The sequence below is a fragment of the Cellulomonas sp. McL0606 genome (genome assembly GCF_058248365.1).
Genome location: NZ_CM177779.1, coordinates 3,323,249 through 3,334,973, shown reverse-complemented (window position 1 = coordinate 3,334,973; position 11,725 = coordinate 3,323,249). Strand labels below are relative to the sequence as shown.

At 71.5% G+C, this 11,725-nt stretch carries 11 protein-coding genes and 4 pseudogenes; 11 read left to right on the top strand and 4 right to left on the bottom strand.

Annotated features, from left to right (window positions below; genetic code table 11):
* Positions 1–48 precede the first annotated feature (48 nt).
* Positions 49–344: pseudogene (gene groES / locus AC38ZX_RS16825) on the top strand (co-chaperone GroES).
* A gap of 140 nt (positions 345–484) precedes the next feature.
* Here the strand turns inward: groES and AC38ZX_RS16820 are convergent.
* Positions 485–781 carry a WhiB family transcriptional regulator gene (locus AC38ZX_RS16820; RefSeq protein ID WP_426592988.1) on the bottom strand — a complete coding sequence of 99 codons (297 nt, stop codon included), beginning with the start codon at positions 779–781 and terminating at the stop codon, positions 485–487.
* Between the two features lie 254 nt (positions 782–1,035).
* Here AC38ZX_RS16820 and AC38ZX_RS16815 point away from each other — a divergent pair, with 254 nt between their 5' ends.
* The 3 genes from AC38ZX_RS16815 to guaB all read left to right on the top strand — a co-directional run bounded on the left by AC38ZX_RS16815 (position 1,036) and on the right by guaB (position 4,438).
* Positions 1,036–1,965: a MerR family transcriptional regulator gene (locus tag AC38ZX_RS16815; RefSeq protein ID WP_491295274.1), complete on the top strand. Its 930-nt coding sequence runs from the start codon at positions 1,036–1,038 to the stop codon at positions 1,963–1,965.
* Positions 1,966–2,195: 230 nt separating this feature from the next.
* On the top strand, positions 2,196–2,891 hold the full coding sequence (locus AC38ZX_RS16810) for a response regulator transcription factor (protein ID WP_491295273.1): 696 nt from the start codon (positions 2,196–2,198) through the stop codon (positions 2,889–2,891).
* A gap of 35 nt (positions 2,892–2,926) precedes the next feature.
* Positions 2,927–4,438 (top strand): IMP dehydrogenase, encoded by a 1,512-nt coding sequence (gene guaB / locus AC38ZX_RS16805; protein WP_491295272.1) that lies wholly within the window; start codon positions 2,927–2,929, stop codon positions 4,436–4,438.
* A 58-nt stretch (positions 4,439–4,496) separates the two neighbouring features.
* Here guaB and AC38ZX_RS16800 read toward each other — a convergent pair whose 3' ends face one another.
* Positions 4,497–4,970 carry a DUF2000 domain-containing protein gene (locus AC38ZX_RS16800; protein ID WP_491295271.1) on the bottom strand — a complete coding sequence of 158 codons (474 nt, stop codon included), beginning with the start codon at positions 4,968–4,970 and terminating at the stop codon, positions 4,497–4,499.
* Positions 4,971–5,072: 102 nt separating this feature from the next.
* Between AC38ZX_RS16800 and AC38ZX_RS16795 the strand changes: the two genes are divergently transcribed.
* On the top strand, positions 5,073–5,555 hold the full coding sequence (locus AC38ZX_RS16795; protein WP_491295270.1) for an Lrp/AsnC family transcriptional regulator: 483 nt from the start codon (positions 5,073–5,075) through the stop codon (positions 5,553–5,555).
* An 82-nt stretch (positions 5,556–5,637) separates the two neighbouring features.
* Here AC38ZX_RS16795 and AC38ZX_RS16790 read toward each other — a convergent pair whose 3' ends face one another.
* Together AC38ZX_RS16790 and AC38ZX_RS16785 are read right to left on the bottom strand one after the other, a co-directional pair.
* Positions 5,638–7,212, bottom strand: coding sequence for a helix-turn-helix domain-containing protein (locus AC38ZX_RS16790; RefSeq protein ID WP_426592982.1), 1,575 nt, complete (start codon positions 7,210–7,212; stop codon positions 5,638–5,640).
* Positions 7,213–7,322: 110 nt separating this feature from the next.
* Positions 7,323–8,033 (bottom strand): exonuclease domain-containing protein, encoded by a 711-nt coding sequence (locus tag AC38ZX_RS16785; protein ID WP_491295269.1) that lies wholly within the window; start codon positions 8,031–8,033, stop codon positions 7,323–7,325.
* 112 nt (positions 8,034–8,145) lie between these two features.
* Between AC38ZX_RS16785 and AC38ZX_RS16780 the strand changes: the two genes are divergently transcribed.
* The 6 genes and pseudogenes from AC38ZX_RS16780 to AC38ZX_RS16755 all read left to right on the top strand — a co-directional run.
* Positions 8,146–9,270: a GuaB3 family IMP dehydrogenase-related protein gene (locus AC38ZX_RS16780; protein WP_426592980.1), complete on the top strand. Its 1,125-nt coding sequence runs from the start codon at positions 8,146–8,148 to the stop codon at positions 9,268–9,270.
* A gap of 214 nt (positions 9,271–9,484) precedes the next feature.
* Positions 9,485–10,244: pseudogene (locus tag AC38ZX_RS16775) on the top strand (DeoR/GlpR family DNA-binding transcription regulator).
* Positions 10,245–10,277: 33 nt separating this feature from the next.
* A pseudogene (locus AC38ZX_RS16770) lies at positions 10,278–10,505 on the top strand (PfkB family carbohydrate kinase); the annotation flags it as partial.
* A gap of 130 nt (positions 10,506–10,635) precedes the next feature.
* A complete protein-coding gene (locus AC38ZX_RS16765; RefSeq protein ID WP_491295268.1) occupies positions 10,636–11,190 on the top strand; it encodes a PfkB family carbohydrate kinase in 555 nt (184 codons plus the stop codon).
* Between the two features lies 1 nt (position 11,191).
* Complete coding sequence (locus tag AC38ZX_RS16760) at positions 11,192–11,647, top strand: PTS sugar transporter subunit IIA (RefSeq protein WP_491295267.1); 456 nt, start codon at positions 11,192–11,194, stop codon at positions 11,645–11,647.
* Positions 11,644–11,724, top strand: a pseudogene (locus AC38ZX_RS16755) (hypothetical protein); the annotation flags it as partial. The gene AC38ZX_RS16760 and the pseudogene AC38ZX_RS16755, both read left to right, overlap by 4 nt.
* Between the last annotated feature and the right edge of the window lies 1 nt (position 11,725).

Genomic DNA, 11,725 nt, shown 5'->3' with positions numbered 1-11,725 from the left:
GCGCTCTTCGGACTCATGAACTACTCACATGCGAAGGGGAGGTCCGCTGTGTCGGTCTCCATCAAGCCCCTCGAGGACCGGATCGTCGTCAAGACGCTCGAGGCAGAGACGACGACCGCTTCCGGTCTCGTCATCCCGGACAGCGCCAAGGAGAAGCCCCAGGAGGGCGAGGTCCTGGCCGTCGGCCCCGGCCGTGTCGACGACAACGGCAACCGGGTCCCGCTCGACGTCGCCGTCGGCGACAAGGTGATCTACTCCAAGTACGGCGGCACCGAGGTGAAGTACCAGGGCGAAGAGTCCTGATCCTCTCGGCGCGCGACATCCTCGCGGTCGTCGTCAAGTGATCTGACGATCGTCTGGAACGGCCCTCTCGGTCCTCGGACCGAGGGGGCCGTTCTCGTCTGAGGGCACCTCGGCGTGCCGAGCACACGAAACCCCTCCGCGATCGCCGTTGATCGCCGGAGGGGTCTCGTCGTGCCAGGGATCAGCCCAGGCGGCTCGTGCGGTTGCGCTGGGCGAGGACTGCGGTGCGCTCGTCCTCCGAGAGGCCGCCCCACACGCCGTAGGGCTCGCGGACGGTGAGCGACTGCTCGCGGCACTCCTTCAGCACCGGGCACGTGGCGCAGATGGCCTTGGCGGCCTCGGCGCGACGGCGCCGCGCGGAGCCACGCTCCCCCTCGGGGTGGAAGAACAGGTCCTGGTCTGCGTCACGGCATGCGCCCTCGAACTGCCACTCCCACAGGTCCATCACGGGCCCGGGAAGTCGGGAGATCTCGGCCATGGGATTCCTCCTCAGTCGCTCCGGCAGACCGCGGATCGGCGGCGGTGCCGGAAGGTCGTGATGTACGGGTTGCCGCGGGGTGTGCCCCGCGGGGTGACGCGTTGCTGAGGACGTTACAACCGCTTCAAGAGTTGTTCAAGACCGGTTCGTACCGTGATCGGCTGAAACGATTGGGCCCATTACCGCAGGTAGCGGGTGCCTGTCCAGAGGCTGTCGCGCACGAGATTCCACGCTGCTCCTGGCAGAATCGCGCCATGACCACGTCCGGTGACGACGAGACTCAGGTCGCTCACGCGCCGGCGCTCGCCGTTGCCGCGGTAGCTCGTCGGCTCGGCGTGGCGCCCGCCACCCTGCGCACCTGGGACCGCCGCTACGGGCTGGGTCCGTCCGAGCACTCGGCCGGGGCGCACCGGCGCTACTCGGCGGCCGACGTGGACCGTCTGCTCGTCATGCGGCGGCTCACGCTCGACGGTGTGGCACCCGCGGAGTCGGCGCGGATCGCTCTGGCGACCGACCTCGCGACGCCGGGCAGCGGGAGCCTCGCCGCCGAACGGACCCCGACCGCCGTGGTCGACGCGGCCCTGGCCGGTGACCTGGCCGGGTGCGCGCGCGTCCTCGCGCTCCCGCCCGACGCCGACGTCCTGGCGTGGTGGACGGGTCTGGTCACGCCGGCGCTCGCGGCCCTCGCGCGGCGGACCGTCGTGGACCCGCCCGGGGTCGACGCGACCGCGACCGTCCACGCCGCCGCGCTCGCGGCACTCCGCGGCCGGGGTGCCCCGTTCGAGGGGGCGCGACGGCCGGTCGTGCTGGTGCTGGTCGTGCCGCGGGAGCCTCGTCCGCTCGTCGCCCACGCCGTCGCGGGGGCGCTCGCCTCGCACGGCGTCGACGCGCGGATCGTCGGGGGTCCCGGCGACGCCCACCACGCCTTCGAGCTCGTCGCGATGACGCGAACCCGCGCGGTGATCACCATCGGCGAGGGGCAGCAGGTGGATCTCGACGTGGTCGAGCGCATCGCCGAGCAGCACGCCGAGCTGCCGCAGTTCGTCATGGTGCCCGACGTGGCCTCGGCGGCCGTCCCGTTGGGCCGCTCGGTGCACCGGGCGCGCTCCTTCACCGGGCTGGTGCACGAGGTCCTTGCCGTGACGGGGCGCGCCGTCGACGGCCCGACATCGCCCACGATCTGAGCCCGCACGTCCCCTGAGCAGCCATTTCACCCGGTCGATGAGCCGTCATTCGGGTGAGACATTCTGCGCTTGCCACGCATCGTCGGACGATTGCCCGACGCGCGCCCCGGTCGGTCGCGTCGAGACCTAACGTCACTCGTCCGGGCGACCGATACACACCAGGTGCCCCGCGTGGGGTCCGAGAGGGGATCAACATGGCAGGAGTCGTGGTCTGTCACGGCTCGGCAGTCGTGCGCGAACGGCTGGTAGTGACGTCGATCGGAGTGCCGGCGCTCGGCCCTGTGCGTGCCGCTGCGTCCGTCGACGAGCTGCTGAGCCTGGCCCGTCGGATGCCGCCGACGGTCGTGCTCCTGGACGCTCACCTCGGCGCTCCTGGTGCGATCGAGGCGATCCGCCGCCTGCGCGCCGTCGCCCCCTCCGCGGCGATCGTGCTCCTTGCCGTCCCGGACGACACCGTGGCGCTCGACCGCGCGCTCGCGCTGGGTGCCCGTGGGTTCCTGGCCCCCGACGTCGGCCGCGCCGAGCTGTCGGCGGTCGCCGCGCACGTGCTCGCCAGCCCCGCGCTCCCCGTCGTCCCGGCCGGCGCCCGCGCGACGACGGTCGACGTGCCCAGCCAGGCCGGCGTCGCGCAGCGCGCTGATTCCAGCGAGAGCCGCATCTCGTCGAGGGGGGCGATGGACGACACCAACGCCGCCCCCGTCGGTGCACCCACCTCGGGGGCGATCGCCGGTGTCCCGCTGACCAAGCGCGAGATCGAGGTCCTGGTCGGGATGAGCAACGGACGCTCGAACGCGCAGATCGGTGCCGAGCTCTACCTCTCCGAGGACACGGTCAAGACGCACGCTCGGCGGCTGTTCCGCAAGCTCGGCGCCAACGACCGCGCCCAGGCGGTCGCCATCGGGCTCCGCAGGGGTCTGATCCAGTAGGTCTGATCCCCGAGATCGCCGCGTATCCTGTGTCAATGACGGAGCCAACGCCAGCCGACCCGTTCGCCCGCATCGGGCTGACCTACGACGACGTGCTCCTCCTGCCGGGGGAGACCGACGTGATCCCGAGCGAGGTGAACACCGCCTCGCGGCTCACCCGGGAGATCTCCGTGAGCGTGCCGCTGCTGTCGGCCGCCATGGACACCGTCACCGAGTCGCGCATGGCCATCGCCATGGCCCGTCAAGGTGGCATCGGGATCCTGCACCGGAACCTGTCCATCGAGGACCAGGCGCACCAGGTGGACCTGGTGAAGCGCTCCGAGTCCGGCATGGTGTCGGACCCGGTGACCGTGTCTCCCGAGGCGACGCTGGCCGAGCTGGACCGCCTCTGCGGCCTCTACCGGGTCTCGGGCCTGCCCGTCGTGGCCGAGGACGGGTTGCTGCTCGGCATCATCACCAACCGCGACCTGCGGTTCGTCCCGCCCGGCGAGTTCGAGACGCTGCGCGTGCGGGAGATCATGACGGCGATGCCGCTGGTCACGGCCCCGGTCGGCATCACGCGGGACGACGCCGCGGCGCTGCTGGCCAAGCACAAGATCGAGAGCTTCCCGCTGGTCGACCATGCGGGCATCCTGCGCGGCCTGATCACGGTCAAGGACTTCGTGAAGTCCGAGCAGTACCCCGACGCGACGAAGGACGGGGAGGGCCGGCTCGTCGTCGGAGCCGCCGTCGGGTTCTTCGGGGACGCGTGGGACCGCGTGACCGCGCTCGTCGAGGCGGGCGTGGACGTGCTCGTCGTCGACACCGCCAACGGCCACGCTCGCCTGATGCTCGACATGGTCCGTCGCATCAAGGGCGACGCGTTCACCCGGCACGTCCAGGTCATCGGGGGCAACATCGCGACCCGCGAGGGCGCCCAGGCGCTCGTCGACGCCGGTGTCGATGCCGTCAAGGTCGGGGTCGGCCCGGGCTCGATCTGCACCACGCGCGTCGTCGCGGGCGTGGGCGTCCCTCAGATCACCGCGATCTACGAGGCCTCGCTGGCCGCCAAGCCGGCCGGTGTCCCGGTCATCGGCGACGGCGGCCTGCAGTACTCCGGCGACATCGCCAAGGCCCTCGTGGCCGGCGCCGACACCGTCATGCTGGGCGGCCTGCTGGCCGGCTGCGACGAGTCGCCCGGCGACCTGGTCTTCGTCAACGGGAAGCAGTTCAAGCGTTACCGCGGCATGGCGTCGCTGGGTGCCATGCAGTCGCGCGGCGACCGCCGCTCGTACTCCAAGGACCGCTACTTCCAGGGCGACCTGTCGGACGACGAGATCATCACCGAGGGTATCGAGGGCCAGGTCCCGTACCGCGGTCCGCTCGCGGCCGTCGCGCACCAGCTGATCGGCGGCCTGCACCAGTCGATGTTCTACGTCGGCGCGCGGACGGTTCCCGAGCTGCAGACCCGCGGCAAGTTCATCCGCATCACGCCGGCCGGGCTCAAGGAGTCCCACCCGCACGACGTGCAGATGGTCTCCGAGGCACCGAACTACGCCGCTCGCTGACGGTCGTCTCCGGCTCCCCTGAGCTCGATCGGCGGTCGCCGTGACGGCGTGAGGAAGGTCAGGGCATCAGCTGGAGCTTGCGCACGAGGCGGTCGACCTGGTTGCGCGGGCCGACGATGCTGACCGCGACGTAGGGCAGGTCGTCGACGCCCGCGACGTGGTCGAGGTAGTCGTCGTAGACGCGGATGCTCTGCGCGATGGCAGGCATGTCCGCGACGTAGATCTCGGCCGACGACCCGGCCTTGGCGCGAATCGCGCCCAGCTCTTCCGCGCTCGCCGCCAGGACCGTGCAGCCGATCCACGGGATGCCCGGGTGGTCGGTCCCCGAGCGGTCTCGCGCCGCCGGTCCGAGCAGGCCGTCGACGGCGGTCGCGGTCGCCGCCGTGACGCACGCGACGGCGTTCGCCGCGCGCCCGGCAGGCAAGGACTTGTCGACGACGACCACCCACTTGAGCCGCACCGCCCGCGTGTGTGCGCCCGTCTCGATCTCATCGGGAGCGAAGCCGACTCGTTCCGTCACATCGACCGACATGTCTCCTCCTGCTTCGCGTTCGTCCACTGGCACAGGAGAATGCTAGGCAGATGTCCGACCTTGTTCCAAGCGATCCGTACTACATACGGCTAGGCTCCTCTCATGGCCGATCTCGACGAACTTGATACGGCGATCCTGCGGGAGCTGCAGGTCGATGCACGGCGGACCAACCGCGACGTCGCGGCGGCCGTGGGTGTCTCGCCGACGACGGCGCTCGACCGGACCCGGTCGCTGCGCGAGCGCGGCGTCATCCGCGGCGCCGTGCTGGACGTCGACCTGGCGAAGATCGGCCGGCCCGTCCAGGCGATGATCGCTCTGCGGGTCCGACCGCCCACGCGCCAGAACATCGAGCACTTCCGCACCTGGGCCGCGGCGCTGCCCGAGGTGGTCGGCGTGTTCGTGACGAGCGGCACCGAGGACTTCGTGCTGCACGTCGCGGTCGCGGACAACGAGCGCCTCTACGCGTTCGTCATCGACCGACTGACGGAGCGCCCCGAGATCGCCGACGTCCGCACGTCGATCGTCTTCGAGCACCTACGCAGCGCGCGCATCGAGCCGGTGTCGACACCTGCCCGCCGACCGTGACCGAGGTCGAGAAGGCAGTTATCGATGCCTGAGCGCGCGTAGACGTCGATAACTGCCTGCTCGTGCGGGGGCGCCCGCTTGGTCAGTCGCGGAACGACTCGATGCGCGCGCCCAGCTGGACCAGGCGGTCCTGAAGCTGTTCGTAGCCGCGGGCGATGATGTCGACGTCGCGCAGCACGGACGTGCCCTTGGCGGCGAGCATCGCGAGCAGGATGACGACGGCCGGCCGCAGCGCCGGCGGGCAGGACACCTCGGCGCCCGACCAGTGCGTCGGGCCGCTGACCTGGAGGCGGTGGGCGTCGAGCAGCCGGACGTCGGCGCCGAGACGGGTCAGGTCGGTCAGGTGGATCGCCCGGCCCTCGTACACCCAGTCGTGGATGAGGGTCGTGCCGGTGGCACAAGCCGCGATCGCCGCGAAGAACGGCAGGTTGTCGATGTTCAGGCCCGGGAACGGCATCGGGTGGATCTTGTCGATCGGCGCGCGCAGGTCGCTCGGGTACACCGTCACGTCGACGAGGCGGGTGCGGCCGTTCTGCGCGGCGTACTCCTCGGAGAGGTCGTAGCGCAGGCCCATCTCGGCGAGCGTCGCCAGCTCGATCTCCATGAACTCGATCGGCACCCGACCCACGGTGATCTCGGAGGAGGTCACGATGCCCGCGGTCAGCAGGCTCATGGCCTCGACCGGGTCCTCGGAGATGGCGTACTCGACATCCGCGTCGATCTCGGCCAGGCCGTGCACGCGCAGGGTCGTGGTGCCGATGCCGTCGATCCGCACGCCCAGCAGCTCGAGGTAGAAGCACAGGTCCTGGACCATGTAGTTCGGGCTCGCGTTGCGGATGGTGGTGATTCCGGTGCGACGGGCGGCCGCCATGATGACGTTCTCGGTGACGGTGTCGCCGCGCTCGGTGAGCACGACCGTCAGGTTCTCTGTCGCGGATCGCGACACGAGGGCGTGGTAGTCGCCGGTGGTCGCGGTGACGTCGAGCCCGAACGGGCGCAGCCCGATCAGGTGCGGCTCCACGGTGCGGGTGCCGAGGTCGCAGCCGCCCGCGTAGGGGAGACGGAACTCGTCCTCGAGGCCGAGCAGCGGGCCGAGGAACATGATGATCGACCGCGTGCGGCGGGCCGCGTCCACGTCGATGTCCTCGAGCTGGAGACGGTCGGGGACGACGATCTCCAGGTCGCGGCTGTCGGTCGACCAGACCGCCTTGACGCCGACCGAGCGAAGCACCTCGACGATGCGGTCGACCTCGACGATGCGGGCGACGTTGCGCAGGCGGGTGGTGCCGCGGTTGAGCAGGGACGCGCACAGGAGCGCGACGGCCCCGTTCTTGCTGGTGTTGACGTCGATGCGGCCCGAGAGCGTCTGGCCGCCCTGCACGCGCAGGTGGGTGCGCTGCGGGCCGCCGAGGGTGACGATGGGGGAATCGAGCGCGGCGCCGATGCGCGTGAGCATCTCGAGGCTGACGTTCTGCGCGCCCTGCTCGATGCGGTGGATCGCCGACTGGCTGGTGCCCAGGCGCTCGGCCAGCTGGGCCTGCGTCAGGCCCTGGTGCTGCCGCGCCGAACGGACCAGGGAGCCCACGTGTGCCAGCGGGTCGGCCACGATCGGGAACGAGCCGGTGCTCAGCGGGACAGGCGTGGTGGTCGTCGTCATGGGGAAGACGCTAACTCATGGATGAGATATTGCCACTTCGACGAACCCGGTCGAGGTGGTCTGTAGGCGCAATTCTCACCCGGCGCAACTCAACGGCGATATGACGCGTGTCACCACAGGGTTCCGACGGGGTCCCGGGTGGGCCACACGTCGGAGACCCCTGGGCCGTCGAGGCCCTGCTCGAGGCGCCAAGCGTTGAGGCCCTCGGCCCACGCCTGGTGCGCGGTCGACTGGTACTCGTGCAGCGCGTCGAGGTCGAGCGAGGCGAGGTGCGGGAAGCGGCCGACGATCCGGTCCAGCACGTCGAGCGTGGCGACGACGTCGACGTCGGCGGTGTGCAGCGTGCCGGACTCGACGACGTCGTAGAACCCGCACAGGTCGACCAGCTTGCGCTTGCCGCGGCGCTCACGGTCCTCGGCGCGGTCGAGCACCAGCGGGTCGATCACCGGACGGGCCGCGTTGTGCAGGCGGTCGGGCAGGGTCTTCAGCTTGTGCCGCCGCAGCTCGGCGTCGAGCAGGCACAGGTCGAAGGTCGCGTTGTAGGCGACGACCGGGACGCCGTCGCGGAACGCCTGGGCCAGCTCGGTCGCGATCTCCTCGAGCGCGATCCTCGGCCGCGTGCCGTGCCGCCGTGCCTGCTCGGTGCTGACGCCGTGGATAGCCGTCGTGGCCTCGGGGATGTCGATGCCGGGGTTGATCAGCCAGCTGTGGACGTGGGTGCCGGTCTCGTCGCGACGAACCAGCGCGGCGGTGACGATGCGGTCGTTGTCGACATCGACACCCGTGGTCTCCGTGTCGAAGCCGAGCAGCGGCCCGTCCATCCAGCTCATCGTCGCGTGGCACCCTTCCCTCGATCTGCCGCCAGGATCGCACCCGCCACTGACACGACCCGGCAGGACGGCCCGCGTGGCGCGCCCCGGTAGCCTTGCCCGCGTGAGCAACGACATCGAGATCGGTCGCGGCAAGCGCGGACGCCGCGCGTACTCGTTCGACGACGTCGCCGTCGTCCCCTCGCGCCGCACGCGCGACCCGGAGGAGGTCTCCGTCGGCTGGCAGATCGACGCGTACCACTTCGACCTCCCGGTCGTCGCGGCCCCGATGGACTCGGTGATGAGCCCGGCCACCGCGGTCGCGCTCGGCAATGCCGGCGGCCTCGGCGTGCTCGACCTCGAGGGTCTGTGGACGCGTTACGAGGACCCGCGGCCCCTGCTCGAGGAGATCGCCGGCTTCGACTCCGCCGGCGCGACCGCCCGCATGCAGGAGATCTACGCGGCCCCCATCCAGCCCGAGCTGATCACCGCCCGGCTCAAGGAGGTGCGGGCCGCGGGCGTGACCGTCGCCGGCGCGCTGAGCCCGCAGCGGACCAACGAGTTCTGGCGGACCGTCGTCGATGCCGGCGTGGACCTGTTCGTCATCCGCGGCACCACCGTGTCGGCCGAGCACGTGTCCGGCCGCGCCGAGCCGCTGAACCTCAAGCGGTTCATCTACGAGCTCGACGTCCCGGTGATCGTCGGCGGCGCGTCCACCTACACGGCCGCCCTGCACCTCATGCGGACGGGCGCGGCCGGTGTGCTCGTCGGCTTCGGCGGCGGCGCCGCGCACACGACGCGCCTGTCGCTCGGCATCCACGCGCCGATGGCGTCAGCGGTCGCGGACGTCGCGGCGGCGCGTCGCGACTACCTCGACGAGTCCGGCGGCCGGTACGTGCACGTCATCGCCGACGGCGGGGTGGGTCGCTCCGGCGACCTGGTCAAGGCCGTCGCCTGCGGGGCGGACGCCGTCATGCTCGGAGCCGCGCTGGCCCGTGCCACCGAGGCGCCCGGGCAGGGCTGGCACTGGGGTCCGGAGGCGCACCACCCGCAGCTGCCGCGTGGCGAGCGGGTCGAGGTGGGCACGGCAGGATCGCTCGAGCAGATCCTGTTCGGGCCGGGCCACACCGCCGACGGCACGCTCAACCTGATCGGCGCGCTGAAGCGTGCGATGGCGACCACCGGCTACTCCGACCTGAAGGAGTTCCAGCGCGTCGAGGTGGTCGTGAGCCCGTACCAGCCGCACTGAGTCGTCGACCGACGCCCGAGCGCGCCCGCTAAACGGGCGCACTCGGGCGTCTGTTTGTTGCCCGGATCTGCGCGTTCTCGCACATCGTTGCCCGTATCAACATCCGTTTCGCGCCGAATATGTCCGAATCGCTTGACATGCCGGTGTGACGAGGGGCACTCTGGTTCCACTGGGCGACGACGACAGGGTCGGCGCAGCGGACGACGGAGTCGATGTGTACGCACCGGAGCGACACCAGCAGATCCTCGCCACGGCCCGCGCCGAGGGCCGGGTCGAGGTGAACAGGCTGGCGGAGGACCTCGAGGTCACCGCCGAGACCATCCGCCGTGACCTGACGATCCTCGAGCGGCACGGCCTGGTCCGCCGGGTCCACGGCGGGGCGATCCCGGTCGAGCGGCTCGGGTTCGAGCCCGGGGTCGCGGACCGTGAGGGCAAGTTCGCGGGGGAGAAGGAGCGGATCGCGAAAGCGGCGCTCGACGACTCCCCGACGGTGGAGCGATCATCTTCGACGCAGGCACGACGACCGTGCGACTCGCGGAGCTGCTCCCCATGGACCGCGAGCTCACGGTCGTCACGCACGCGCTGCCTGTCGCCATGGTGCTCGCGACCCGGCCAGGGATCACCCTGCACCTCGTCGGCGGCACCGTCCGCGGCCGCACGCTGGCCGCAGTCGGGTCCTGGGCCGAGCGGGAGCTGGCGGACATCCACGCCGACGTCGCGTTCGTCGGCACCAACGGGCTGAGCGTCGAGCACGGGCTCACCACCCCCGACCTCGCGGAGGCCGCCGTCAAGCGGGCCCTCGTCGCCAACGCGCGCCGGACGGTCGTGCTGACGGACCACTCGAAGATCGGCCGCGTCGAGTTCGCCCACGTGGTCCCCCTCTCCGCGATCGACACCGTGATCACCGACAGCGGCGCCGAGCCCGAGTCGTCGACGAGATCGAGGCCGCCGGACCCAGGGTGGTGACGGCGTGATCGTGACGGTGACCCCCAACCCGAGCCTCGACCGTGCGCTCAAGCTTCGACCGCCTCGAGGTGGGTGCGGTCAACCGCGCCCGTCGCGTGCACGTCCACCCGGGCGGCAAGGGCATCAACGTGTCCCGCGTGCTCGTCCGGCACGGCATCCCATCCCTCGCGGTGCTGCCGACGGGCGGTGCCGACGGAAGGCGCCTGGTCGAGCTCCTGGACGAGCAGGGCGTCGCGACCCTCGCGGTCCCGGTGCACGGCGACACGCGCACCAACCTGACTCTCGTCGAGGACGGCGGCACGACGACCAAGGTCAACGCCCCCGGCCCGCGGCTCACCCCGGCAGAGGCCGACGCCCTGCTCGCGGCGGTGGAGCTGCAAGCTCGCGCTCCGTCCGGGAGTGCTCGTCGGCGCGGGCAGCCTCCCGCTCGCCGCGGGGGAGACGTTCTTCGTGCGGCTGGCGGAGCTGGCCGCCCGGCACGGCGTCCCGTTCGCGCTCGACACGTCGGGTGCACCGCTGACCGAGGCGGTCCGCGCCGGCGGGCTCGCGCTGGTCAAGCCCAACGACGACGAGCTGGCCGACCTGGTCGGCCGCGAGCTGGTCACCGTCGGCGACGTGGTGGACGCCGCGCACGAGGTCCTCGACGCGGGCAACCGGGCCGTCCTGGTCAGCCTCGGCGCGCACGGCGCGATGCTCGTCGACCCGGAGGGCGCCTGGTGGGCCGGCGGCCCCCCGATCGTCCCGCTGTCCACCGTCGGCGCGGGCGACTCGACGCTCGCCGGCTACCTCGCGACCGACGGCGACGGAGGCGACCGGCTCCGCAACGCGGTCGCCTTCGGCCGGGCAGCCGTGCTGCTCCCCGGTACCGCCGTCCCCGGTCCCACCGACATCGACCCGGGCGCCGTCCGGGTCGTGCACAACCCCGATCCCCGACTCGCACTCAAGGAGATGTGACGTGAGTACTCCACTGATCACCCCGGACCTCGTCGCCGTCGACCTCGTCGCCACAGACCGCGACGACGCGACGCGCCAGCTGATCGACCTGCTCCTCGCGGCAGGCCGCGTCACCGACGCCGACGGCTTCCACGCCGACGTGCGGGCGCGCGAGGCGCAGATGGCGACCGGCATGCCCGGCGGGATCGGTCTGCCGCACGCCCGCTCCAGCTACGTCACGGCGCCGAGCCTGGCGGTCGGCAAGGTCGCCGCGGGGGTCGACTTCGGGGCCCCCGACGGTCCCGCGACGCTGATCTTCCTGATCGCCGCCCCGGCCGAGGGCGACAGCGACCACCTGCAGATCCTCGCGGCGCTCGCCCGCCGCCTCGTCCACGAGTCCTTCCGCACGTCGCTCAAGGAGGCCGGCGATGCAGCAACCGTCGCCGACATCGTCACCCGAGAGGTTGTCCCCTCATGAAGCTCGTCGCCGTCTCGTCCTGCCCCACCGGCATCGCCCATACGTACATGGCCGCCGAGGCCCTCGAGCAGGCGGGAA

Excerpts from the sequence above, each read along its gene's own strand:
- AC38ZX_RS16820 (WP_426592988.1), bottom strand. The coding sequence starts at position 781 with ATGGCCGAGATCTCCCGACTTCCCGGGCCCGTGATGGACCTGTGGGAG.
- AC38ZX_RS16815 (WP_491295274.1), top strand. The coding sequence starts at position 1,036 with ATGACCACGTCCGGTGACGACGAGACTCAGGTCGCTCACGCGCCGGCG.
- guaB (WP_491295272.1), top strand. The coding sequence starts at position 2,927 with ATGACGGAGCCAACGCCAGCCGACCCGTTCGCCCGCATCGGGCTGACC.
- AC38ZX_RS16800 (WP_491295271.1), bottom strand. The coding sequence starts at position 4,970 with ATGTCGGTCGATGTGACGGAACGAGTCGGCTTCGCTCCCGATGAGATC.
- AC38ZX_RS16795 (WP_491295270.1), top strand. The coding sequence starts at position 5,073 with ATGGCCGATCTCGACGAACTTGATACGGCGATCCTGCGGGAGCTGCAG.
- AC38ZX_RS16790 (WP_426592982.1), bottom strand. The coding sequence starts at position 7,212 with ATGACGACGACCACCACGCCTGTCCCGCTGAGCACCGGCTCGTTCCCG.
- AC38ZX_RS16785 (WP_491295269.1), bottom strand. The coding sequence starts at position 8,033 with ATGGACGGGCCGCTGCTCGGCTTCGACACGGAGACCACGGGTGTCGAT.